The sequence below is a fragment of the Halalkalibacter oceani genome, assembly GCF_023715605.1.
Lineage (GTDB): Bacteria > Bacillota > Bacilli > Bacillales > Bacillaceae_D > Halalkalibacter > Halalkalibacter oceani.
This window is the reverse complement of the sequence record NZ_JAMBOL010000022.1, coordinates 1-23,312: the sequence shown is the minus strand read 5'-3', so window position 1 is coordinate 23,312 and position 23,312 is coordinate 1. Positions and strand designations below refer to the sequence as shown.

Annotated in this window: 21 protein-coding genes, 1 tRNA gene and 3 rRNA genes; 2 read left to right on the top strand and 23 right to left on the bottom strand. The window is 47.6% G+C overall.

Annotated elements, in window-relative coordinates; genetic code table 11:
• Positions 1-102 precede the first annotated feature (102 nt).
• Positions 103-738, bottom strand: coding sequence for a redox-sensing transcriptional repressor Rex (locus M3202_RS17370; RefSeq protein ID WP_251224529.1), 636 nt, complete (start codon positions 736-738; stop codon positions 103-105).
• A 187-nt stretch (positions 739-925) separates the two neighbouring features.
• Here M3202_RS17370 and M3202_RS17365 point away from each other — a divergent pair, with 187 nt between their 5' ends.
• Positions 926-2,851, top strand: coding sequence for an ABC-F family ATP-binding cassette domain-containing protein (locus tag M3202_RS17365; protein ID WP_251224528.1), 1,926 nt, complete (start codon positions 926-928; stop codon positions 2,849-2,851).
• Positions 2,852-2,926: 75 nt separating this feature from the next.
• Here the strand turns inward: M3202_RS17365 and M3202_RS17360 are convergent, their stop codons facing one another.
• The 16 genes from M3202_RS17360 to rrf (M3202_RS17285) form a co-directional block, all read right to left on the bottom strand.
• Positions 2,927-3,655, bottom strand: coding sequence for a glycerophosphodiester phosphodiesterase (locus tag M3202_RS17360; protein WP_251224527.1), 729 nt, complete (start codon positions 3,653-3,655; stop codon positions 2,927-2,929).
• Positions 3,656-3,676: 21 nt separating this feature from the next.
• Positions 3,677-4,504: a carbohydrate ABC transporter permease gene (locus M3202_RS17355; protein WP_251224526.1), complete on the bottom strand. Its 828-nt coding sequence runs from the start codon at positions 4,502-4,504 to the stop codon at positions 3,677-3,679.
• Between the two features lie 14 nt (positions 4,505-4,518).
• Positions 4,519-5,379: a carbohydrate ABC transporter permease gene (locus tag M3202_RS17350; protein ID WP_251224555.1), complete on the bottom strand. Its 861-nt coding sequence runs from the start codon at positions 5,377-5,379 to the stop codon at positions 4,519-4,521.
• Between the two features lie 13 nt (positions 5,380-5,392).
• Positions 5,393-6,463 (bottom strand): ABC transporter ATP-binding protein, encoded by a 1,071-nt coding sequence (locus tag M3202_RS17345; protein ID WP_251224525.1) that lies wholly within the window; start codon positions 6,461-6,463, stop codon positions 5,393-5,395.
• 32 nt (positions 6,464-6,495) lie between these two features.
• A complete protein-coding gene (locus M3202_RS17340) occupies positions 6,496-7,332 on the bottom strand; it encodes an HAD family hydrolase (RefSeq protein ID WP_251224524.1) in 837 nt (278 codons plus the stop codon).
• Between the two features lie 78 nt (positions 7,333-7,410).
• Positions 7,411-8,724, bottom strand: coding sequence for an ABC transporter substrate-binding protein (locus M3202_RS17335; RefSeq protein ID WP_251224523.1), 1,314 nt, complete (start codon positions 8,722-8,724; stop codon positions 7,411-7,413).
• 208 nt (positions 8,725-8,932) lie between these two features.
• Positions 8,933-9,541: a glycerol-3-phosphate responsive antiterminator gene (locus M3202_RS17330; RefSeq protein WP_251193792.1), complete on the bottom strand. Its 609-nt coding sequence runs from the start codon at positions 9,539-9,541 to the stop codon at positions 8,933-8,935.
• 33 nt (positions 9,542-9,574) lie between these two features.
• Entirely contained in the window at positions 9,575-10,417 is an 843-nt protein-coding gene (locus M3202_RS17325; RefSeq protein ID WP_251224522.1) for a metallophosphoesterase family protein, read from the bottom strand.
• 252 nt (positions 10,418-10,669) lie between these two features.
• Positions 10,670-12,814, bottom strand: a complete 2,145-nt coding sequence (locus M3202_RS17320) for a hypothetical protein (RefSeq protein WP_251224521.1) — start codon at positions 12,812-12,814, stop codon at positions 10,670-10,672.
• A gap of 313 nt (positions 12,815-13,127) precedes the next feature.
• Positions 13,128-14,135 carry a tRNA (adenosine(37)-N6)-threonylcarbamoyltransferase complex transferase subunit TsaD gene (gene tsaD / locus M3202_RS17315; RefSeq protein ID WP_251224520.1) on the bottom strand — a complete coding sequence of 336 codons (1,008 nt, stop codon included), beginning with the start codon at positions 14,133-14,135 and terminating at the stop codon, positions 13,128-13,130.
• Positions 14,132-14,590, bottom strand: a complete 459-nt coding sequence (rimI, locus tag M3202_RS17310) for a ribosomal protein S18-alanine N-acetyltransferase (RefSeq protein WP_251224519.1) — start codon at positions 14,588-14,590, stop codon at positions 14,132-14,134. Before rimI ends, tsaD begins: the two co-directional genes overlap by 4 nt.
• Positions 14,587-15,300, bottom strand: coding sequence for a tRNA (adenosine(37)-N6)-threonylcarbamoyltransferase complex dimerization subunit type 1 TsaB (gene tsaB, locus M3202_RS17305; protein ID WP_251224518.1), 714 nt, complete (start codon positions 15,298-15,300; stop codon positions 14,587-14,589). The genes rimI and tsaB overlap by 4 nt, the downstream gene beginning before the upstream one ends.
• Entirely contained in the window at positions 15,297-15,752 is a 456-nt protein-coding gene (gene tsaE, locus M3202_RS17300) for a tRNA (adenosine(37)-N6)-threonylcarbamoyltransferase complex ATPase subunit type 1 TsaE (protein ID WP_251224517.1), read from the bottom strand. Before tsaE ends, tsaB begins: the two co-directional genes overlap by 4 nt.
• Positions 15,753-15,757: 5 nt before the next feature.
• Positions 15,758-16,747 carry a thiamine-phosphate kinase gene (gene thiL / locus M3202_RS17295; protein ID WP_251224516.1) on the bottom strand — a complete coding sequence of 330 codons (990 nt, stop codon included), beginning with the start codon at positions 16,745-16,747 and terminating at the stop codon, positions 15,758-15,760.
• 146 nt (positions 16,748-16,893) lie between these two features.
• Positions 16,894-16,967, bottom strand: a tRNA-Met gene (locus M3202_RS17290).
• Positions 16,968-17,414: 447 nt separating this feature from the next.
• A 5S ribosomal RNA gene (gene rrf / locus M3202_RS17285) occupies positions 17,415-17,530 on the bottom strand.
• Between the two features lie 177 nt (positions 17,531-17,707).
• On the opposite strand from rrf (M3202_RS17285), the gene M3202_RS17280 reads away from it, so the two are divergent.
• The gene (locus M3202_RS17280; RefSeq protein WP_251224515.1) at positions 17,708-17,857 is read left to right on the top strand and encodes a hypothetical protein; all 150 of its coding nucleotides are present in this window, start codon (positions 17,708-17,710) and stop codon (positions 17,855-17,857) included.
• 100 nt (positions 17,858-17,957) lie between these two features.
• Here the strand turns inward: M3202_RS17280 and M3202_RS17275 are convergent, their stop codons facing one another.
• The 6 genes from M3202_RS17275 to M3202_RS17250 all read right to left on the bottom strand — a co-directional run.
• Complete coding sequence (locus M3202_RS17275) at positions 17,958-20,126, bottom strand: choice-of-anchor I family protein (protein WP_251224514.1); 2,169 nt, start codon at positions 20,124-20,126, stop codon at positions 17,958-17,960.
• Between the two features lie 176 nt (positions 20,127-20,302).
• Positions 20,303-21,451, bottom strand: a complete 1,149-nt coding sequence (locus tag M3202_RS17270; RefSeq protein WP_251224513.1) for a trans-sulfuration enzyme family protein — start codon at positions 21,449-21,451, stop codon at positions 20,303-20,305.
• Positions 21,452-21,472: 21 nt separating this feature from the next.
• Positions 21,473-21,853, bottom strand: a complete 381-nt coding sequence (gene crcB / locus M3202_RS17265) for a fluoride efflux transporter CrcB (protein WP_251224512.1) — start codon at positions 21,851-21,853, stop codon at positions 21,473-21,475.
• Entirely contained in the window at positions 21,850-22,260 is a 411-nt protein-coding gene (locus tag M3202_RS17260) for a fluoride efflux transporter FluC (RefSeq protein ID WP_251224511.1), read from the bottom strand. Before M3202_RS17260 ends, crcB begins: the two co-directional genes overlap by 4 nt.
• A 475-nt stretch (positions 22,261-22,735) precedes the next feature.
• A 5S ribosomal RNA gene (gene rrf / locus M3202_RS17255) occupies positions 22,736-22,851 on the bottom strand.
• A gap of 229 nt (positions 22,852-23,080) precedes the next feature.
• Positions 23,081-23,312: ribosomal RNA gene (locus M3202_RS17250) — 23S ribosomal RNA — on the bottom strand; the annotation flags it as partial.

Sequence of the window (23,312 nt, the reverse complement as noted above, 5' to 3'; positions counted from 1 at the left end):
CGCTGAGGAACTTCGCTTGCAGTCATACTCCCGGTGGGCCGTCAAGCCGCTCCGTTCGCCACCCGTTTGCTTTTCGGAATACTCCCGGTCGGAGTATTCCTATTATACGGGATAATGCTTTAGAAAATAAACTAACGCCTGTAATTCGACGGACAGGTCAATGTGATGGACGCGGACTTCTTCGGGCACGTCCAGCCGGGCCGGTGTGAAATTAAGGATTCCCTTAATTCCTGATTGCACGAGCTGATCGGCAATCTTTTGCGCAGCGAGAGCCGGGACTGTCAAAATGGCGACCGTCACCTCCGGATCAATCAGCTCAGTCAGCTGTTCAAGATGATAGATCGTCACTCCACCAATGTCCTTGCCGACCTTTTCCTGATCAACATCAAACGCCATCACAATTTCAGTATTATTATTTTTAGAAAAATTGTAGTTCAAAAAGGCTGTCCCAAGGTTGCCGACACCGACAAGAATCACTTTCGTCAATTCATCCTGGTCAAGTGTCTTACGAAAAAAAGAAAGCAAATAATTGACATTATAGCCATAGCCTTTTTTCCCAAGTGCTCCAAAATAGGAAAAGTCGCGACGAATGGTCGCTGAATCTACTTTCACTGCCTCACTCAATTCTGTTGACGATACTCTCTGTTTTCCTGAGGCCTGGAGATTCTCCAAAAACCGATAGTACAAAGGCAGCCGCTTTGCAGTTGCTTGGGGAATCTTCGTTTGCTCACTTTTCATCAGCGCCTCCCTCCTACCTGCGAGGACATGATCCTCATTTTTTCATTGTACACCATTTCACACAGTTTGTAAGTGGTTTCGTTTCATGTTCAATAAGTTGTTGAAAGATTAATTCTGCGATACACTCACAGTATACAGCTTTTTTGAAAACACGTCGTATCTTGCCAGAAGATAGAAAGGGAAAATCATGATTGTTTTACAGTGCATCAATCTTTCAAAATCATTCGGTGCAGAGCCTATTTTATCAAATATTAAACTAGATATCCAAACTGGAGAACGTCTTGCCCTCGTCGGACGTAATGGAGCCGGCAAATCAACCTTGCTGAAAATCATTGCCGGACAGCTTTCCTATGATGAGGGCGAGCTGATGCTCCCTAAAGGGATGGAGCTTGGCTACCTCGCCCAGGACACTGGACTCGAATCCAACCTGTCGATCTGGGATGAAATGCTGACTGTCTTTGAGCCTTTGCGCCAAATGGAACAACAGCTGCGCACGCTGGAAGCGCAAATGTCCGACCCTGATTTACTGCAAAACGCCACGCGCTATGAAAAGCTGCTGCGGGAATACGATGAAAAGCAGCTCGCTTTCAAGGATAAAGGCGGCTATCAATATGAAGCCGACATCCGGACCGTGCTTGCCGGGATGAACTTTGCCGACTTCGAATACAGCACGAAAATTGCCACGCTAAGCGGCGGGCAAAAGACGCGGCTTGCTTTAGCAAAGCTGCTTCTGACAAAGCCGGACCTGCTTATTCTTGATGAACCGACCAACCATCTCGACATTTCCACCTTAACCTGGCTTGAGCATTATTTGCTCGGCTATAAAGGAGCGATTTTGATCGTCTCCCATGACCGTTATTTTCTCGATAAAATCGTCACAAAGGTCGTTGAGATTTCCAGAACGAAGTCAACCAAATACTACGGAAATTACAGTGATTACCTCGAGGAGAAGGCAAAGCGCTACGAGCTTGAAGTAAAGCAATATGACAAGCAGCAGGAGCAAATTGCCAAGCTCGAGGACTTCATTCAAAAAAATATCGTTCGCGCCTCGACGACAAAGCGGGCACAAAGCCGGCGCAAGCAGCTTGAGAAAATGGAGCGGCTCGACCGGCCTCAAGGTTCCGAGAAATCCGCTTCCTTTTCTTTTGAGATTGACAGACAAAGCGGAAATGAAGTGCTGCGGGCAACCGGCCTTCATGCAGCCTACGGCGAGCACTCGATTTTCCGCAATCTTGATTTGGCGATCGACCGCGGCGAAAGCGTCGCCCTGATCGGTCCAAATGGAGCCGGCAAATCGACGCTATTAAAAGCGTTAATGAAGGCAATCCCGCTTCAGGACGGAACGATCCGACTCGGCAGCAACGTAACGATTGGCTATTACGATCAGGAGCAGGCGAATCTCAAATCGAACAAGCTTGTGCTGCAGGAGCTGTGGGATGACTATCCGTTATTACCTGAAAAGGAAATCCGGACCGTGCTCGGCAACTTTCTATTCAGTGGGGATGATGTGCTCAAGCCAGTGTCGGCGTTAAGCGGCGGCGAAAAGGCGCGCCTTGCCTTGGCGAAGCTAATGATGCAAAAAGCCAATTTCCTGATTCTTGATGAGCCGACGAACCATCTCGATCTCGACGCAAAAGAAATGCTGGAAGCGGCCTTGATTGATTATCCTGGCACCTTGCTTTTCGTCTCACATGACCGTTACTTCCTCAACCGGATTGCGACAAGAATGGCCGAGCTTGAGAATGGTCAAATCACGAATTATCTTGGTGATTACGACTACTATGTAACGAAAAAAGCGGAAATGCAACAGCGCGAGCAATTGGAACAGGAGGAAGCCGGGAACCCGACCCAACCAGAAGAACAGTCCGACAAACGGAATTATGAGGCGGACAAGGAAGCGAAAAAACTGGAACGCCAGCGTACACGCCGAATTGAAGAGCTCGAGCAGCTTATTGAACAGGCGGAAACGGAGCTTGCCAAATGTGAAGAAGCGCTTTGTGATCCCGAGATTTACTCCAATCACGAGAAGGCTCTGGCTCTCCAGCAAAAAATCGATCAGCTTCATCCAACTATCGAGAGATACATGGAAGAATGGGAGCAGCTGCAGGAATAAAGCACTTCGTCCTACAAAGGGCTGGACAAAAGGTAAAAACAACCTTTTGTCCAGCCCTTGCTGTCTCAGTCTTTTTTAGTGCGCAGCCTGAAGCGCGATGATGCGCTCGGGGTAGTTTGTCGTAACCCGCAGCTCGTCGTGAAAGCTTGCGAGCTTGTTCTGCGTGTCCTCATCATCCACTGTCCAGACGCCGATCTTGATCCCCGCCTGAATTAGCTCATTAATCAATGATTCCGTTATATAGGCGTAATGCATCGAAATAAAGCTTGCTCCTGTATAGCGCGCCTGCTCAACTAAAAGAGTCGGCCGGCCAAGGTAAACGAGCCCTGTTTCAATCGCCGCATCAGCGTCTTTAACCGTCTTCACACTAATGTGGTCAAACGAAATGACGGTAACCTGACGCTCGAGCTGATAGGACTGGATCAGCTTCACAACGGCTTCCTCCAATCCTGGATAATGGTCTGCGGTTTGCTTGAGCTCGATCACGAGACGACTCGTCCGGCCTTTGAACATTTGAAATACCTGCTCTAAAGAAGGAATCTTCTCCGCCATGAATTCCTGGCTGAACCAGCTGCCGGCAGTAAGCTGCTGCAGCTCGGAGAACGTATAATCGCGGACGGCGCCTCTGCCATTCGTTGTCCGCTCTAATGTATGATCATGAATGACGACCGGAATGCCATCCTTCGACAGGTGGACATCCAGCTCCACTTCGGTAATGAACGGCTCGTCCAATGCCAGCCGAAAAGCGGCCAGCGTATTTTCAGGCGCTTGTCCGGACCAACCCCGGTGTGCAATAATTTTCATCCTATCGTCACCTTCCTGCTTTTATTTTACTCCTGTATACACAAACGCCCGGATAATTTGACGTTGAGCGAAGAAAAAGACAATCAAAATCGGCAGAACCAAAATCATGTTGCCGGCCATTAAAATATGCCAGGCGACACCACCTTCGACCTGCAGCAATTTCGTAACACCAATAGGCAATGTCCGCGAAGCGTCGGACGTCGTCATGACGAGCGGCCAGAAATAATCATTCCAATGAGTAATAAAACTGAACAAACCGAACGTAATTAATACAGGCTTGGCCATCGGTACCATAATTTTGATAATGATCTTCCATTCACTCGCCTCATCAAGCCTGGCCGCTTCAATCAGCTCCTCTGGCACCTGCTTAAAGGATTGCCGCAGCAGAAAAATACCGAAGGCGCTTGAAGCAAACGGAAGAATCAGTGCCCAGAGCGTATCAAGCAGGCCCCATGCACTCATTTGCAAGTAAACTGGTAAAAAGATCAGCTGCGCCGGAATCATCAACGTAATCATCGTCAAACCGAAGAAAAAAGTATCCCCTTTAAACCGGTAGCGCGCAAAGGCGTATGCCGCCGGGATGATCGTACAAAACTGCAGGATAAGAATCCCGACAGACACGAGGATGCTGTTGACGAAAAACCGCAGAAACGGACCCGAGTTCCACGCCTTTTCAAAATTGCTCCAATGAAAATCCGCAGGAATCCATTTCGGCGGGAAAATGATCGTCTCGCCCAGTGATTTAAGCGAGGTCGACATCATCCAAACAAACGGCATTGCAAAGATGATCACGATGCAAATCAGGCTAATCGCGCGCAGCAGCTTGAGAGCAACTACTTTGTACTTCATAAGCATCTCCTTTCTTAGCGGTAGTGAACGCGTTTGGCAAGCAGGCGGAAGTATATAATCGTCAATAGGCTGACGACAATCAGCAGGATGACACCAGCCGCGGATGCATAGCCGATTTTAAAGAAACGGAAACCATTTTCATAGATGTAGTAGACGAAGGTGTTCGTTGAATTGATCGGCCCTCCCTGCGTCATAATCGAAATCGTATCAAAGATTTGAAAGGAGCCAATCATACTGATCACAGCCAAAAAGAACAGCGTCGGCGACAGCATTGGCAGCGTAATTTTCGTAAATGTTCTCCACGGACTCGCCTCGTCCAAAGATGCTGCCTCGTACATGTCTTTTGGAATGCTTTGCAGGCCGGCGATAAAGACAAGTGTATTAAAACCGACCCCTTTCCAGACGGCGACAATGACTAAGGAGTACAACGCGGTGTCCGGGTGGGTGAGCCATTGCACCTTATCAATCCCGAACAGTCCAAGAAACCAGTTAAGCAGACCGTAATCAACATCCATCATCCACATCCACAGCATCGAAATCGAGACGAGCGAAATAATATGCGGACTGAAAATCGCTCCTTGGACAAAGCTGTAGATGACCCCCTGCTTATTGAGCCAAAGCGCCAAAAACAGCGAGATGGTCAGCGTAAAGAAAACGGTCAGAAACGTATAGACTGCCGAATTGCGCATCACTTCGATAAATTCCCGTTCGGCCAGCAGCGATTTGAAGTTTTCCAATCCAACGAAGTCCTTCGTCGGACTGACGAAATTCCAATCAAAGGCACTTAAGTAAATCATGTAGAAGATGGGATAAATAAAAAACAGGCAGAAAATGATCACCGCCGGCGCAATCATCATGTAAGGGCGCAGCACCATCCAATTCACGTAACTAAACCCCCTCCAGCACAAGCGGCTTTTGTCCAATTGAGACATGGCGCATCCGCATTCCGTCTTTATCAAAGAAATAGAGCTTCTCCAGCGGAATCGCGAGGTGAATCATTGTCGCTTCCTCGACATTCGTTTGAAACTGCTTCACCCGGCAAAAACCGGCTGCCGTTTTCACCTTGTAAATAATCTCGGCGCCCAACGTTTCCCGCGTCACGATCTCTCCCGGAATAATGAGCTGGTTATCATGATGGGACGAACCGCTTAGCCGTACGACCTCGGGTCTGAAACCAACATAGCCCGCCTTAAGATTGACATCCGGAAGATACATCCTGACCTGTTGATACGGAACGACATTCATCGCCGGCGTGCCGATGAACTCAGCCGTAAACGTATTATTCGGATCGCGGTACATTTTCATCGGGCTGTCGATCTGCTGGACCTCTCCTTTATTTAATAGAATAATTTCATCCCCCATTGACATTGCTTCCACTTGGTCATGGGTCACATAAACGAATGTCGTGCCGAGCCGTTTATGCAGCTCGATCAGCTCCGTCCGCATCTGGTTGCGCAGCTTCGCATCAAGATTGGATAACGGTTCATCCAATATAAACACCTGCGGCTTTTTGACCATTGCCCGCGCCAGGGCGACGCGCTGGCGCTGTCCGCCGGATAAATGCTGCGGCTTCTTCTTTAAATACTCCGTCAGACCGACAATTTCGGCAATTTCATTGATCAGCTTTTTCCGCTCGGCTTTCGGCACTTTTTTATTAATCAGGCCAAACTCAATGTTTTCTTTCACTGTCATCGTTGGGTATAACGCGTAATTTTGAAACACCATCGCGATATTGCGCTTTCCAGGCGGCACTTCATTGACGCAGCGATCACCGATCCAAATGTCGCCACTTGTTTGCTTTTCCAGTCCGGCAATCATTCGCAGCGTTGTCGATTTGCCACAGCCAGAAGGTCCAACCAGCACGGTGAAGGAGCCGTCTTTGATCGTTACGTTTACATCTTTCACGACCTGTGTCTCATCAAAGGCCTTTGTGACATTCTTCAAGACGATTTTTGCCATTTTGTAGGTCCCCTTTCTCGTTCAATTCGTTGTTACCCTGTGATCTGAATCGTTCTCGCAGTAAGTACTTCGGCTAATTGGTCAACCGTTTTTACAGTAACATCCGGTTCCATCAATAACCCATGATGCGTATAGCGCGTAATCAGGCACGTCTTTCCTCCGACCGCTTTAACAGGATACAGGTCATTCCACGGATTGTCGCCAATTGAGAGAATATGTTCAGGCTTGTAGCCCTCTTCCAGTAAATGTTTCACATAGGCGCTCATTCCAAGCGGTTTTTTCGCGTCATACATGTATTCATCAAACAACCCGCCGATGTTCAAATAGTTGACAAACTCTTCGCCGGAGGGGGACGGTGTATTCGTCATGAACACTTTTCTTTCCACCTCCAGCTTTTCAATCGCGGTAAATAACGGCTCGCAGCGTTCAATCGAAAACGGCGATTGCAGCATTTCTTTCCTTACTTGATTAAAAGCCGCCACGCACTTCTCTTGAGCAATTTGATGCTTTTCAATATAGAAATTCGCCACACACCACGGATCACCGAGATAGGCAAGCTGCTCGCTTTCCAAATTAACAAGGTCGGACGTTACCGTTTGCTCCACTCCCTCCCAGGAAAAAGCTTTTGCGATCCTCTCTTCCTTATAGAGAAAAACAATTTTCTTCTCCCGATCGAGGAAATGTCCTAATTGAATCGGGTGCTCGCCTGCTAAAATCTGATACGCCTCGTTGACCGTCTGGTGAACCTCTCTCTCGGACAGTTTGTCTTTTAATAAATAGGTGATATAACGCTCCAAGAAGGAATATTCCTGATAAAGGGTTCCATCTAAATCAAAAATCGCCACTTTACTCGTTTGAAACGGGTGCATTCATCCGACCTCCATTCTTATGCTGAAAAAGGGGCTGCAACACTTCGCAACCCCGCTTTGACCTTCATGTTCAGGGCATTACTGCAATAACTGATTAGCCTTTTCCGCCGCGGTATTCAACGCGTCTTCGGGACTACTATCCTCATTAATGAGCGAGCGTGTAATTTCATCTTGCAGAATCTTTGAGATTTCCGGGTATTGATCGAGCATTGGACGCGGTCTCGCATACTCAAGCTGCTCGACAGCGACTTCATATTGTGGAAACTCCTGATACAGGCTTTGCATCACATCACTTTCAACGGCGGAAGAACGGCTCGGAAGATATCCTGTATACTCACTCGCATAAACCGTCTGCTCCGTCGCGGTCATCCATTTAATAAATTCCCACGCAGCTTCCTGCTTTTCCTCATCCAGCCCGGCAGTCATGACTAAGTTACAACCACCTGTCGGCACCCCGTAAGTTTCATTGGCCGGCATGAAGGTTGTATTCAACTCAAAGCCCTGCTCATCAGCCATTGCCAGCCAGTAGGAAAGGTCGGCCGTCGAACTGAAGGTCATGGCCGCACGCCCATTCGCAAAATCCTGCTTTGCCGTGTCCCCGGCTTCATCCCCTGTCGGAATTTTAATAATCCCTTCATCGTTCATCCTTTTCCAAAATTCAACCGGCGCGACTCCTGCTTCACTGTTAAAGGCGACAGACTGCTCATCGTCGGCAATCATTTGGCCTCCGCTTTGCGCGACATAGGCCTCATAGAACCAAATGTTTACAGGCAACGTCATCCCAACCCGCTCGCCTTCAACCGTCAAAGCTCTCGCATACTCTTCAAATTCTTCCCATGTTTTTGGACCAGATGGATCAAGCCCGGCTTCTTCAAGCAGGGTCGCATTCAAATAAAGAATTGGCGTACTGCGTAAGTACGGCAGTGCATATAAGCGTTCATTAACGTAGGAATTCCCCATTAGACCTGGGATAAAGTCATCCATATCAATATCATCGCGCTCGATAAATGGCGTTAAGTCTTCCGTCATTCCTGAGTTGGCAAAAATCGCCACGGAGGCAATTTCATTTTGCGTCACTTCCGGCGCATTCCCGGCAGCAAACGCCGCTTGTGTTTTCGCGTGCAAATCATCATAGGAGCCTTGATATTCAGCTGTGACGTGGATGCGATCCTGCGACTCGTTAAACATCTTAACTAGATTCTCGTTATTTTCACCGATTTTATCTCCCCAGGCGTACCAGTATGTGATTTCAATTTTGTCTCCCTCTCCGCCCTGAGCCCCCTCATCTCCACTAGCCGAAGCATCGGAGGCCGTATCATCGGCCGATTGACAAGCAGCTAACACAAGCATCACCATTACTGAAACGAGCAACATCGACAATCTGGTTTTCATTTGATCCATCTCCTTTTATTTGCTTTTATTTTCCTCTTCCTTGCCTTAGACTCTAAAAAAAGAGACCTCGCTCCAATAGACAGAATGAAAGAATCATTCATCTCTATTCGGCAAGGTCTCTCTGCTCATCGCACCAACTATTCTATTTACTTGTTAGGGTCATCATAGCTTTCAAATATTAAGAGAACATGAAAGAAAGATAAAGCTTTTATGAATAAGCGACCGCCCCGGCCAGGTCCGCTTTCCACACATCCCGATTAGAGGTCGAAACAGCCAACGCCCCATGGGCGAGAGCCGCCTCGGCATGCTCCTTTTCCGTCAGCAGCCCGCCGGTAATAATCGGGACATCCTTTGTAAAGGTTTTAATCTCCGCGAGGATTTCAGGAATCCGGGCCGGCATAATTTCAATAATGTCAGGCTTGTTTCTCTCAAGCTGCACGGGAAGGTTGACGAGAATCTCGGAGTCAATCATAAAGATTCGTTGCACCGTCAAAAGCTGACGCTTCTTAGCAGAAGCGATCAAACTCGGCTTTGTTGTGACGATGCCTGTTGGTCTGACATAGTTGGCGATAAAATCAAGCCCGTCGCTATCATTGCTTAATCCTTTGATCTTCTCGATATGGACGAATGTCGGCAGGCCGGCTTCAATTAGCACCTCGACATAATGCTTAATCACATTTATGTTGCCTGTTAAGAGAAAGACGCTGCCGATTTGCTCACGCAGCTTCAATACAAGATCAATATGCTTCGGCGTTTTCACCGCGGCGATTTTCTTCGTCTCTGCTATGCGCGTAAAGATATCCTTTGTCCCGTTCATTCCTTTTCCCCTTTCTTGAAGCTTTAAAAAGGTTTAGCTTACATCAACAACCGGCAAGAGCGACACCCGGCATTCACGATCAATCGCTTCTCCCCGTACATCGGTTTGATGGGTGAAGTGATTCATATGCTTGTAGACAACAGGAGCGGCTTCCGCCATGACAAGATCCTCTACATCCACCGCCGAGACAATGATTTCTTCCGGCGTAAGCTCAATCAGACGCAGCGCATGCTGATCAAGACAAGCCGACACTTGGACAAAGGTCCAATTTTCCTTTTTCACAATCGAATCAATATGGGTGTGACCATTGAAATACATTCCGATTCCGCGCTTTTTCTCCAAAATCGACCAGACATCGATCTCCGGATGAATCGACCCTTTTTCATGATCAGAGCGCTTCGTCGTTTGATAAACCGGATGATGGGCAAAGACAAGTAGCGGCTTCGTCCCCGATTCAGCGACAACCTCTTCTAACCAATCAAGCTGCTCTTCGTCCAGCCAGCCGCCCCAATCTTCATAATCCATTTCTTTCGCCGTATCAAGAAAAGCGAGGACAGCTTCATCGGTCTCAATCGTGTGATAGCGCTTTTGACCCGAAATCGTCAGCACCGCTTCCCGCGGCTGCGCGTAAAGATCATGATTTCCTAGAACGTGAATGAAGTTTTTTTGATGATGGTTAATCAGACGATAAATATCCTCCAATTCACTTGAGTGGCCGTAATTGGTCAAATCACCAAGTGAAAGATACAAATCCGCCTCAACTTGAAGAAAGTGATCGATAAACCTTTTGTAAAAGACTTCCCGTGCTTCAGCCAACCCGTCAATAGCTGCATCAATGTCCGGATAGTGCAAATCCCCGATAAGTGCCAGTTTCACTTTCATTCTCCTCTCTTCGTTTCAATCATCATGGAACATCGGCTTGTCCAACAATCCAAAATCTGTCGGTGGTTTTTTCGTTTTTTGAACGGCTTCTCTTTCAAAAAAATGAAAAAACCTCTCCTACTGTCCTTCGCAGACAGTAAGCAAGGTTTCTCCTATTCTCTACCTTAATGGTCTTTGTTTATTTACTTCTTACGTTCACTATACGGTTACATTGTTAAGTGATTATTAAGGGAATGTTTAGTTTCCTTATAAAAAGCTGTTATCCTTTCCAGCTTCCGGCTCTTTTGCAGATTTAACCAGCCAGAAGTAATAGCTCGATACAACACAGAACATCGAAGTAGCCGCCGCCACGACGCCGGAATCATTAAAAAGCAGCAAAGAGAACGAAGCGACGACTCCGGCCTGCATAAAAAGCTGCATATCAGCTCTTTTTAACTGACGCCGCTTTCTCCACAGCACAATCGCCCCGAGCAAATAGCTTGTTACTAACAGCTGTGTCCAGTTGGAATGCTTAAACAGCTTGAAGTTCATTGCCAGCTTCCTCTGGATCAAGTCGATAATGAACCTTACATCCCCCTGTAAAAGCCGCTCAAAGGCCGAGCCAATATGAGTCCGTTCACCCGTTAGCTGCAGAATAAACAAGAGCAGGACGCCACCGGCCAGCACAGCGAGCGTCATTATCGCAAACCTCCCCGCTGACAAACGCGATTGACAGAGGCGAGATAGCAGGAAAGCGAATGTAATCATCGCTGATAAAGTCGCCCCGGCATTCGTCCCCAGCGTGCTTTTTCCGAGCACGAGAATCACCACGATCGCCAGCACTCCCGCCCCGGTAAGCGCCAGCCATTTGCGGGGATAAGATAATAACGGCATCAACACCATTAAAGCAACGATCAAATAAACCCCGGCAAACTCATTTCCCATGCCGTAATAGCGCGCCCCAATGATGGGATCATAGCCTAAATACGAGCGCTGCATAAACGGAGAGCCGAGTGCAACATCGCACGTCAGCAGCAAAAAGGTGACAAGACCCGTCCAGAAAATCGGAATTCTTGTTTGATCCACGAGATATCCACATGTAATCGAACTAATAATTAACAGGATGATAAAGCCCCACACCCCTGTATACGGTGTCAGCCGGGCCAACGCCAAAAACCAAAACGGCGACCAGAGCATCGAAAGGAGCAGGAGACGGATTAGCTTGCGGTACATCTGTTTCGATCCTTCTGTGATGAAACTGAACCCTCCCGCTGTAATCAGGGCGATAACGAGAAAGGAAATATAGGTTGATAACACATTGGCGCGACTTTTATAAATAAGGACCATTTCATCGACAGCCTTGGAAATATTTCCGCCGTCGCTCCGCTCCTGGCGGATGATCTCTCCGGTAAGATGCACTTCACCGCTTGATAGGCCGAAAGAGTCAAGCAGCGTCGGGATGACATCAAGACTGCTAACCAAATACGGCTGCTTCGTCGTCGACGACGTAAGCATCTCTCCCTTCTTCTCTCCCCAATAAAACACCGGGGCCAGCTGCTGTTTCTCGCGATAAGCGTCCTCATTCATCATCGGTGCCAATAACCAGATTTCCTCCGCATAGCCGCTCTCTTCCAGCTCCTGTAAAAAGCTGCTTAACCGCTGTAATTGCTGCTGGCGTTTATCCGCAAAAAGCTGCTCCTCGATAAAAGGTTTCTGCTCATAGAGCCGGTGTAAGTCGCCCCATTCAATTACGCTTAATTGCCGCCGGTCTTTTGCTTCCGCCAACTGCTCCATAAGAAAAGCCGGATTCATCTCAACACCGGACGGAGCCTGTGGATTAGCGCGCACAGCTTCGAGTAAGCTTCCCTCACCTTCCCCTTGTTGATTCATAATGAGCAAGGAACCGTAACGCAGCTGTTCAGCAGTCGTATCGCTATGACCAAAAACCCGCCGTTCAACCCCAGCATCTTCAAGCATTTGCCCTAATAAACCGGTCGTCACAGCCGTGTTCTTTTTCTTAAGTTGTGGATAATAAGGGTGAAACAGATTTCCACCTGCCGTCCGCCAACCGACCTGGGACATCCACTGAGCAACATCCATCTCCTGAAAGCTTTCGCCAAGCTGGTAGCTGTTCCATCCTTTAACGCCGACTGTTCGCACTCCTAAACTTAACGTCATCATATTATTCAAATAAGAATAAGGGCCGTCAGGGCGGATATTCATCGCCCCCATCGCCGCCTTGTCCCAAATAGATGAGTCATCCTGCTCAAGAAACCAGCCTGCTTCATGAAAGGAAAGGCCGGGTACAATCATGACAACGACCTGCTTCGCTTCTGATTCTGCCGCCCACGTATCCACAGGGCAAATCAAGAAGATGACGCATAGCCATCCAATAAGCGATTTTTTCGACATTGTCCTTCCTCATTTCGACCTAATTTTCTGACATATCCACATTACCCACAAACTTATTCACATAAAAAACAGCGTATTTCCTACTATCCTTTTATTTATCCACATTATGAACAGCTTTATCCACATTTTAATTAACCACAGCTCATCCTTCGATTTTATCGTTTTTTCAGAGCTTATCCCCATTACTCACAATGATGTGGATAAATACTGTGCACAACTCGGCCGCAGTCCCTTTTTCCCACTTTACTAGCATAAAAAAACCATTTAAGGATAGCCTTTACACCCTTAAATGGTTTTAAACAAATATTTATCGCTACATTAATGATAAACCTGGATTTCCGTTTAGTTCATAGCCTGAGAAACGCTGCTGCTTCCATTTTATACTGGCCGCCGCGCCTATCATCGCCGCATTGTCGGTGCACAGCTCGAGCGGGGGAATGATCAGTTCAACCGAAGAGGAAAATTCTTTCTCCAATGCAGCACGCAATCCTTTGTTGGCCGCTACCCCTCCTGCCAACAGAAGCTGCTTAACCTCCAGCTCCTCAACCGCCCGCTTTGTCTTGCCGACGAGCACATCAATCACGCTTTGCTGGAAGCTTGCGGCGACGTCCTCGACTTTTACCTCTTCACCGCGCTGCCTGTAATTGTGAAGCGTATTAATGACAGCTGATTTCAGCCCGCTGAAGCTGAAATCGTAGGAATCACTCTCAAGCCAGGCACGCGGAAAGGAAATCGTCGCTTCTCCCGCAGCCGCCAGCCGATCAATATGCGGCCCGCCCGGATAAGGCAAGCCCAATGTTCTTGCCACCTTATCATACGCTTCGCCAACCGCGTCATCCCGGGTTTGACCAATAATCGTAAAGCTTCCTTCCTTTTCCATGTAAACAAGCTCGGTATGGCCGCCCGAGACAACGAGCGCAAGCAATGGATACGTTAACGGCCGCACAAGCTGATTCGCGTAAATATGTCCGGCGATATGATGAACGCCGATTAAAGGAAGCCCCCGAGCAAAGGCAATCGCTTTTGCTGCGTTCACACCGATTAACAGCGCTCCAACAAGCCCCGGCCCCTCCGTCACCGCCACTGCATCAAGGTCGGAAAAGCTCACCTGCGCTTCCTTCATTGCCTGCTCGACGATCAGTGTAATCTGTTCAACATGATGACGTGACGCCACTTCCGGCACGACGCCGCCAAAACGTTTATGGCTCTCAATTTGCGAGGAGACAATGTTACTAACAATGTCTGTCCCTCCTTTGATCACAGCGGCCGATGTTTCATCACAGCTCGTCTCGATTGCAAGGATCAATTCTTCCGTTTTCATATTAGCTTCACCCACATGACTAATGCGTCTTCCAAGTTATCCGCATAATAATTTTTTCGAATTCCGCCTGGCTCAAACCCTAGCTTCCGATAAAGATTTTGCGCCACTTCATTTGATACCCTAACCTCCAGTGATAAGGTCGCCGCTCCCAGTTGTTTCGCGAAAGCCATCGCAAAACTGAGCAGCTTTTCACCTCTCTTTTGCCCGCGAAAGCGCGAATGGATGGCGATGTTTGTAATCTGAGCTTCGTCCATCACCACCCAAAGCCCGCAATACCCAATGACACGCTCTTCATATTCATATACAAGATAATGAGCAAATTGATTGGACGTTAATTCATTATGAAAAACAGCCGGATCCCACGGAACGGAAAAAGCGTCCCGCTCCACGTCCATTACGTCCTTAATATCGTCCTCTGTCATAAAGCGAATGAGTTCCCGTTCTTGTTCAATCATGCTTTTGGATCCTTTTCCATCTGGGCTTTCTGCCATTTCGCTTCCGCCTCCGCCAGCTGCAAATAATCAGGAACGAGCGCATGAGGGGACGACTCTCCTTGAAGATGGCGGCCTAATCTCGCAAGCTCAGCCGGCCGCGGTAATTGAGCAGTTCCCGGCACAAAACAGGCCCGTTCCCCTAAGCGTTCGACGATTGTCTCTTTGTGCAACGCCACATCCTGACCGATGAACAGCACATCCTGCTCCTGCTTACTCAACCATTCCAGCCAATCTGTCAGCATCAGGAGACGATCTTCTCCCCGCGGTCTGACTTCCACCCCTTCCGCTATGTAGCTCCCGGTATAAACCTGACCGCGCCGCGCATCCATCAGAGGAACGATTACACCGTGAAAGAAACGCCCCGCTTGGGCCAGCACCGCCAAACTGGATACGCCAACGACCGGAATGCCGAGCGACCACGCCATCGTTTTCGCTGTCGTGACACCGATTCTCACCCCGGTATACGAACCTGGTCCCTTGGCGACGATGATTTTCTCAAGCTCACGGGGAGAAATCTCCGCTTCTTTCATCATCTGCTCAATCGCCGGCATTAAACGAAGCGAATGATTTTTTTTCAGATTCGTCGTCAGCTCGGCAACCGTTCGTTCATCATCCGTCAGCGCCACTCCCATAATAAAGGAAGATGTATCAATTGCTAATTGTTTACTCATTCCAGCCACTCCTTACCGAGCTGCTGCTCTCGCTCTCCTGACGCTGTTACCGTCAACTTTCGGCTCGTCTCATCCAGATGATAGATCGCAATACTGAGATGATTCTCTGGCAACTGCTCTTCAATCCTTGTCGGCCACTCAACCACCGAAACGCCTTCACCATAAAAATATTCCTCTAAGCCGAGCTCCTCCGCTTCGTCCTCCATTCGGTACACATCCATATGATAGAGCGGTAACCGCCCTTGATATTCTTTAATGATGGTAAAGGTCGGACTATTTACGACTCCCTTTACGCCAAGACCTTTGGCCAGCCCTTTTGTAAAGCTCGTTTTTCCGGCTCCTAAATCTCCTGCCAGCGTAATGACATCACCTGCCGCCACCAGCTGACCTAGCCGCTCCGCCAATCCCGCGGTTTCATCAGGACTGCGGGTCACCACTGTCCATTCCTGCATCTTCTTCACCTGCGCTTTTGAAAATGATTATAGCCTTGCTTCTCCAGTTTTTTCAGCTGACCGTTGTGCCTTAAAAAAACACCCGGCTCTCCTTCTTCGATATGTCCCACTTCAAAAAAAGAGAGCTGCCTGGCCGAAAAACGTTCCTTTAATTCCTTTACATCAGCGGGCGCTGCTGCTCCGAGCAGAACATAATCCTCCCCGCCATACAGCGCCCAGTCAAGCCGTTGTTGAAAGGAATGCTCGTCCATGCCAGGATGAAACGGAAGGGAATCAGCGCCAATGACAATCGACACACCACTCGCTTCTGCTATTTCATACGCTTCACTAGCGACCCCATCACTAATATCATTTAACGCCACTCGTCCGGCAAATCCCGCGAACAGACCAGCTTGCTCGACATGAGGAGAAGGCTCCTGATGAGCTTTCACCAATGCCAGCTCCTTCTCCGAAAAACTCCCCGTTCTGCCCCTTTTCAGCAACAGTTCCAGCCCGGCTGCTGAAGATCCGACATAGCCTGTCAGAAACACAAGATCTCCCGCCCGTGCATCATGACGATACTTGGCCTTTGTGCGCTCCACCTGACCAATTACTGTGATCGTCAGCACAAGCGCCGCAGGAGTAGAAACCGTATCACCGCCGATTAAATCCATTCTATATTCCGCTGCCAGTTCCTCCATGCCCTGATAAATCTCACGCAGTTCTTTTTCATTCCATGATTCAGGAACCGCTATCGATACAAGATAAAAGGCCGGCGTCGCCCCCATTGCAGCGAGATCGCTAATATTGCTGGCGAGTCCTTTTACACCAATCTGATAAGGGGAGAGCGTATCACGCCGAAAATGGACCCCCTCGACGAGAGTATCTACACAGACAACCTGGTCCGCCTGCCCTGAAGTTTTGTACACAGCGGCATCATCACCGATCCCTTTGATTAGAGAAGGCTGCTGAGCCTGACTCGGCATAATACTGTTGATGAAAGCAAATTCATCCATCTTTACGACTCTCCTTTACCCAGGCTAGAACTTTTCAAAATTTATGAACCTCATCTCTCTTCTAGTTTATCCGATTTCATGCGAAATGCCTATTTCCTGTCCGAACATAAGAAAAAAACCGAAACAATCCGCTTCGGTTTTTGGTATTGCGGGGGACGGATTTGAACCGCCGACCTTCGGGTTATGAGCCCGACGAGCTACCAGACTGCTCCACCCCGCGTCGTTAAAAAGTTATTGAATGATGCTTTTACATAGAAGATTAGAACTCTCCTCTTCCCGATTATTCAAGGAAGCTTTCATGCGTCGAGTTTACTTGTCGCTGTTTCGGCGGATGCTTTGCTCGTTGCTCCACCCCGCGTCGCTATTAAGTATTCGGATGCTGTTTCTCAAGGAAGTGACAAGCTCTCCTCTTCTTGATTGTTCAATGACGCTTTCATGCGTCGAGCTTACTCGTCGCTGTTTCGGCGGATGCTTTGCTCGTTGCTCCACCCCGCGTCGTTAAAAAGTTATTGAATGATGCTTTTACATAGAAGATTAGAACTCTCCTCTTCCCGATTATTCAAGGAAGCTTTCATGCGTCGAGCTTACTTATTCTCTCAACTGCATTATGTAACATGTATGACCTTAATGAAAGTATGGCCAACTTGTTCATCTTTTATGCAGAACAGCCCGGCAACGTCCTACTCTCACAGGGGGAAGCCCCCAACTACCATCGGCGCTGAAGAGCTTAACGACCGTGTTCGGCATGGGAACGGGTGTGACCTCTTCGCTATCGCCACCGGACTGTCTCTGACACAAGATCCATAATACCATATTGAGCTTATCACTTCAAGCTTTTTATCAACAAAAAGATTTATTCACAAAATGTACAAAAAACTTGATAATGATAGCGCTTACATGTTATGATATAAACAAGAAAATTCACAAAACATTCACTTTTACAAAAAGGGGGAGAACAGTATGCTAAAAAAAATGATGAATCCATTTCGGGTGATGTTACTTACACCGGTTGGTCTGTTACTCGCTGTGTTAGTTCTTCCAGTCCTCATCGCTACAGATGATGTACCACTTCTGCAGCAGTTCTTTGAATATTTACATCAATACGACTAATGGTCTCTAAATATGAATGGGGTGATCATCAGGGAAAACATCCCTTTTGACCACCCCATTTTCCTACCTGTTTACTCAATTTCCTTCCTTAGAGGAAGCCTTACAAATCATTCAGAAAAAGGGAAATCATTTCCGCGGCTTCAGCCCGTGAGCTATTCGCTTTCGGCTGAAACTCTTCTTCCGTCGCTTTCATCCAACCCAGATCAACAGCATATTGAGCAGCGGCCTTCGCATAACCACTAATCTGCTCATCATCCATAAATTCAACTTCGCTTGTTTCTACTGTTTCTTCGTTTATATAGTGAAAAGCTCTAGTAAAAATGACTGCCATTTGTTCTCTTGTAATAAACTCCTCCGGCGCAAATAGATGATCGGCTGTTCCATTCACGATCCCGGCTTCATAAGCGGCTTGGATAAGCGACGCATTTTCTCCATGAACGTCAGTAAACGTTCCTGATTGATCACTTGGCTCCAGCCCAAGCCCGCGACTCACCATTACGACCAGGTCTTCTCTTGTCAAAGTCGCCGCTGGGCGAAATTCTCCGGCATCAATTACTTCCCTCTCCAACAATTCCATAATATATGAATAAGCCTCATGTTCCTGCTCAACATCAGGAATTGGCGTCGGCTCCCCAAGTTGTTCTTGAATCTCATACACTGCCACCGTACCTGAGATTTCATGGGTCGCCGATAGGAGTGGATATCCGGTCGGACTATCTGCTGCGTCAATAAAAACAAGGCCTTCCGGCGAGACATCTCCGCCAACATCTACAGTAAAGTCCCGGCTGGAAATCATCGTCACAAATTCGGAAGCTTCCGGATCTGTCACATCATAGACCATAATTGCTCCAAAACGCTCTAAGGCGATAAAAGCATAGATGGAATCGCCAATCTGCCCGGTCACAACAGTTTCCGGCTCAGGACCTTTCGCATCGCTCCGCCCATCAAACTGCAACTTATCATTCGTCGTGTTAAAATGTTCAGGCATAGCTTCTGCCATTATCTGTTCAAATTCAGCCCCACTGTCATAGACCAGTTCCATCGTATCGGCGTTAAAAATGGAAAAGCTTCGCCCACCAAAAGAGTAGAGAGCTTCATAAATACCTTGATCATTTTTTCCATTCTCCGCTGTAACGAGTGTATCCTCCATGCTTTCAAGTAGTCCTGCTTCAACGAGTTCATCAAGCTCTTCTTGTGAATATCCTTGATAATGCTCTGCATTTAACTCAATTTGATCAAGTATCTCGCCGATTTTCACTTCTTCGGAATAGGCATCATAGTCACGGGCGTCCCCTTCATTCGGAGTCACAATATAGGTTTGGCCATTCACGCTAAAAGTATCAATCGCATCCGGCATACGCCAGCCAAGTAACGGCAGGTTTTCAATATTGATTTCGCCATCCTCTTTCCCGTCCAGTTCATTACCAGGAATCGAATGATCCTTTTCCCCTAATCCTTTAACTGCTGTTACTTTCTCCGCTTGTAAATCAATAATCGCCACAGCGTTATTTTCCTGCAAAGCTACATAAGCCGTGCTGCTGTCCTCACTGACAACAATGTATTCAGGTTCGATTTGTTGTTCTACACTGCCTTTTGAGGAAACACGTACGTTTTCATCAAACAGCTTTTCATCAAACAGAAGCGTATTCACGTTTAATGAACTCTCGGCTGCTACCCCGGCTGTCAGATCAATGATCGAAACTGATCCTTCCGGGTCGACACTATAATCATCGTTAGGCTCTCCTTCATTTGCGACAAGCGCTTTCGTACCATCCGGCGAAAACGTCACCATATCCGGCAGTGCTCCGACTTGAACATGGGTAAGATAATCGCCTGATTTCGTTAAAAATACAATATAGCCTGGATCTGTCTTCGGATTACTGACAACTGCCAAAGCAATGAGATCCTCACTCGGGTGTGAAGCTACACTTGTAATATCCTCCACCTGCTCAAGACCGAAATCAGCTACATGAATACGGCGGATTGATTCTATTTGGCGAAACTCTCCGGAAGTTAGCTCGGCAAACGACAAAATATCCAACCCTGCTTCCGCCCCGTTTGTGACAAAAGCTTTTTGACTTGCAGCATCGTAGGCAAGAATCTCCGTCCCGCCTTCTCCCGCTCGACTGTCGTACTGGGCGAGCTGTGACACGTGAAGTCCTGTTTGACCATATTGAACAAATGGTGGTGCTTCCGCCAGTACATGATAAGGCTGAACTGAGAATAAAAGTGTTCCTGCTAATGTGAGTCCTGTTAAAAGTTTTTTCAATGTTTTCTTTCCTTTCTTTCCTTATATTTCAGTTTTCATCATACTGAACGAATGTAAAGGAAAGATTAAGCTATGCTAATGTTTGTCTAAAGATTGAGCACAAAAGGACCGCGCCAAAAGGTTGGTTGTTTTACCTCTTGACACAGCCCCTAATGCTAACTAGTTTTGTCCCTCTCTCATTTCGACTGAGCTAAAGTGATCGCGCGCTGAAAAGCTTCAATAATATCACGTTCATCTTCTATTCCGACCGAAATACGAACAAGTTGTTCTCCAATCCCCAGCTCCTGTCTTAATTTCTCTGGAATCGTTCGATGCGAAGTCCGTATTGGATACGAGACCGTCGTTTCAACGCCCGCCAAAGTCGGTGCAATTTTTACCCATCCAAGCGACTTGAAAAAGGTCTCGACGTTAACGGTTTGCTTAAGATCTATACTTACCATCGCCCCGTTCCCTTTCTCGGAAACATCCTTTGGATAATAAACACGGGAAACGCCTTCGTTTTCCTCCATCGCGGCAGCCAAAGCAGCCGCATTTGCACTCTGCCGTTCCATGCGAATGCTTAACGTCTTTAATCCTCTGCATGCCAGCCAAGCTTCAAATGGCGTTAAATTACTTCCAAACGTAACAATTTTTGCTCTGGCCGCATCGATTAATGACTGCTCTCCAGCCAATACACCCGCTGTCACATCACTGTGTCCCCCGATGTATTTTGTCGCACTATGCACAACGAGATCAGCGCCCAGCTTGATCGGCTGTAGCAAATACGGCGTTGCGAATGTATTATCAATGATCGTCTTTATCTTTTTCGCTTTCGCCAGTTGAATGACCTCTGCCAGCTGCTCTACGCGAAGGAGCGGATTCGTGATCGACTCGGTATAGAGCAAAACGGTTTTTTCAGTGATCGCGTCTTTTACGTCATCCAAATTTTTAAAGGAAACGAAGCTTACTTCAATATCAAAGTTCGCCAGCTCTTGGGCAAAGAGAGTATACGTCCCACCGTACAAATCATCTGAAGCGATAATGTGATCTCCCTGTTTCGCGATAGCAAGAATCCCTGCCAAAATGACCGCCATTCCGGAAGCCGCCGCAACCCCATCATCGGCTTCTTCTAATAAAGCAACTCCTTTTCCAAGATCATCAGTATTAGGGTTACTGTAGCGAGTATATAAATACTCCTTCTCCCCTTCATAAAAGCTTTCCATATCATCGAGATCGGTGAATACGAAAGCTGAGGTCTGATAGATCGGCTTTGCCTTACTCATATTTCGCGCTTTCTCTTTTTTTTGAAAATGAACCGTTCTCGTATTAAAATGTGACTCTTTCATCTTCCCCACTCCTTATCGCTTTTATCTCATTACCATAAATCCGGTCATAAACAAACAAATCGATCCGAAAATCGACAACCCCATATAAAGAAACAGATGCAGCCATCGTCTTTGCTGATACAATTGAACAGCCTCTACACTAAAAGTCGAAAAAGTCGTAAATGCACCGAAATAACCGAGGGCCAGAAAAAGAAATAACGGCTCTTCATAAGCTTGAGGAATTTGTTGAAAATAAGCTCCATAAAAAAAACCCAGCCCAAATGAACCTAGAACATTTACAATCAACATTGCCAAAGGGAAAGGTTGAGAGACGAGCTTTTTCATAATGTAAAGTCCCAAGACATAGCGGGACACCGCCCCTGCTGCTCCTCCCGCGCTGGCAAACAGTAACGCAAAGTTCAATTCAGCTTCACCTCTCTTCCCCTTTTAGCTGCCAACTTTTGGCCAAGTAAAAGGCCGGCTAACGCACTCATCACGCCTCCAAAGACTGACAGCAGCAAGTAGAGAAAAGCAGGCAACCATTGTGCCTCTAACAGCAAAGCCGTACTGTCGGCAGCAAGGGTCGACATCGTCGTGAAGCCCCCGCATATCCCAACTCCGAGGCCAACTCTCAGCCATTCGCGGCGCTGCCGGGACAAAAACCAGCCAGTCAACGCCCCCAATGCAAAACTGCCTGTTATATTTTCAATTAATGTTCCCATTGGAAAACTGCTTGTCAGTAAATATAAATTGACATAATAGCGAAGCAAAGTGCCAATGGCTCCCCCTGCCGCAACTGCCCCAATATTTTTCATCACAGAGATCTTCATCCTATCCCCACCCTTGCGAATAGTACGATTTTAACGTATGAAAGGATCAAGTGACAAGTCTTTTTGCCATCCCCTCCATTTAGGAGCGTACTTTATCGCCCGGCAACCAAGGGAGCAACACGATTTCCTTCGCACTTACTCATGCAGCTCCATCAACTTTTTCATTTCCTCATACACAAAAAAAGCACAATCCATTTGGATTGTACTTTATCGCCCGGCAACGTCCAGGCTCACCATTTGTCTTCTACGGGGATGATGCTCTTGTCGCTTTCCTCGGGCCCCTTTTCATGAAGTCTTACGAAGACAAACCGCTCGTCTCACAGGGGGACAAGTTGCTTTGCTTCGTTGTTTACTCACGCAGACCCATCGGCTTTTCATAGAAGCCGCTCGTTCTTCCGAACGAGTGCTCTTCGCGCCTTGTGCGTTATCCTTTGTGCAATAAAAAAAGCACAATCCATTTGGATTGTACTTTATCGCCCGGCAACGTCCTACTCTCACAGGGGGAAGCCCCCAACTACCATCGGCGCTGAAGAGCTTAACGACCGTGTTCGGCATGGGAACGGGTGTGACCTCTTCGCTATCGCCACCGGACTTTTGATCGGCAGATTACCTTGTTAAGTTCTCTTTGATCAATCTATATCGGGGAAGATCGCAATGGCTCCGTACGCTACTCGTCTAGAGTGGAGAACCCCACTCCTCTCTAGACTTTGAAAAACTTGTAGCGACTCCGCACATTGCCGCGTCCATGTCCCGAAAAGGCAGGGACATGGACTTGATTCTTTCAAAACTAGATCATGATTGTGCAAGTGTCAAGAATTGCTTGGATAAGTCCTCGACCGATTAGTATCTGTCAGCTCCACGTGTCGCCACGCTTCCACACCAGACCTATCAACCTCATCATCTCTAAGGGGTCTTACTGGATTACCTCCATGGGAAATCTCATCTTGAGGGGGGCTTCATGCTTAGATGCTTTCAGCACTTATCCCGTCCACACGTAGCTACCCAGCTATGCTCCTGGCGGAACAACTGGTACACCAGCGGTGTGTCCATCC

Excerpts from the sequence above, each read along its gene's own strand:
- M3202_RS17370 (WP_251224529.1), bottom strand. The coding sequence starts at position 738 with ATGAAAAGTGAGCAAACGAAGATTCCCCAAGCAACTGCAAAGCGGCTG.
- M3202_RS17365 (WP_251224528.1), top strand. The coding sequence starts at position 926 with ATGATTGTTTTACAGTGCATCAATCTTTCAAAATCATTCGGTGCAGAG.
- M3202_RS17360 (WP_251224527.1), bottom strand. The coding sequence starts at position 3,655 with ATGAAAATTATTGCACACCGGGGTTGGTCCGGACAAGCGCCTGAAAAT.
- M3202_RS17355 (WP_251224526.1), bottom strand. The coding sequence starts at position 4,504 with ATGAAGTACAAAGTAGTTGCTCTCAAGCTGCTGCGCGCGATTAGCCTG.
- M3202_RS17350 (WP_251224555.1), bottom strand. The coding sequence starts at position 5,379 with ATGGTGCTGCGCCCTTACATGATGATTGCGCCGGCGGTGATCATTTTC.
- M3202_RS17345 (WP_251224525.1), bottom strand. The coding sequence starts at position 6,463 with ATGGCAAAAATCGTCTTGAAGAATGTCACAAAGGCCTTTGATGAGACA.
- M3202_RS17340 (WP_251224524.1), bottom strand. The coding sequence starts at position 7,332 with ATGCACCCGTTTCAAACGAGTAAAGTGGCGATTTTTGATTTAGATGGA.
- M3202_RS17335 (WP_251224523.1), bottom strand. The coding sequence starts at position 8,724 with ATGAAAACCAGATTGTCGATGTTGCTCGTTTCAGTAATGGTGATGCTT.
- M3202_RS17330 (WP_251193792.1), bottom strand. The coding sequence starts at position 9,541 with ATGAACGGGACAAAGGATATCTTTACGCGCATAGCAGAGACGAAGAAA.
- M3202_RS17320 (WP_251224521.1), bottom strand. The coding sequence starts at position 12,814 with ATGTCGAAAAAATCGCTTATTGGATGGCTATGCGTCATCTTCTTGATT.
- tsaD (WP_251224520.1), bottom strand. The coding sequence starts at position 14,135 with ATGAAAACGGAAGAATTGATCCTTGCAATCGAGACGAGCTGTGATGAA.
- rimI (WP_251224519.1), bottom strand. The coding sequence starts at position 14,590 with ATGATTGAACAAGAACGGGAACTCATTCGCTTTATGACAGAGGACGAT.
- tsaB (WP_251224518.1), bottom strand. The coding sequence starts at position 15,300 with ATGAGTAAACAATTAGCAATTGATACATCTTCCTTTATTATGGGAGTG.
- tsaE (WP_251224517.1), bottom strand. The coding sequence starts at position 15,752 with ATGCAGGAATGGACAGTGGTGACCCGCAGTCCTGATGAAACCGCGGGA.
- thiL (WP_251224516.1), bottom strand. The coding sequence starts at position 16,747 with ATGGATGAATTTGCTTTCATCAACAGTATTATGCCGAGTCAGGCTCAG.
- M3202_RS17280 (WP_251224515.1), top strand. The coding sequence starts at position 17,708 with ATGCTAAAAAAAATGATGAATCCATTTCGGGTGATGTTACTTACACCG.
- M3202_RS17270 (WP_251224513.1), bottom strand. The coding sequence starts at position 21,451 with ATGAAAGAGTCACATTTTAATACGAGAACGGTTCATTTTCAAAAAAAA.
- M3202_RS17260 (WP_251224511.1), bottom strand. The coding sequence starts at position 22,260 with ATGAAGATCTCTGTGATGAAAAATATTGGGGCAGTTGCGGCAGGGGGA.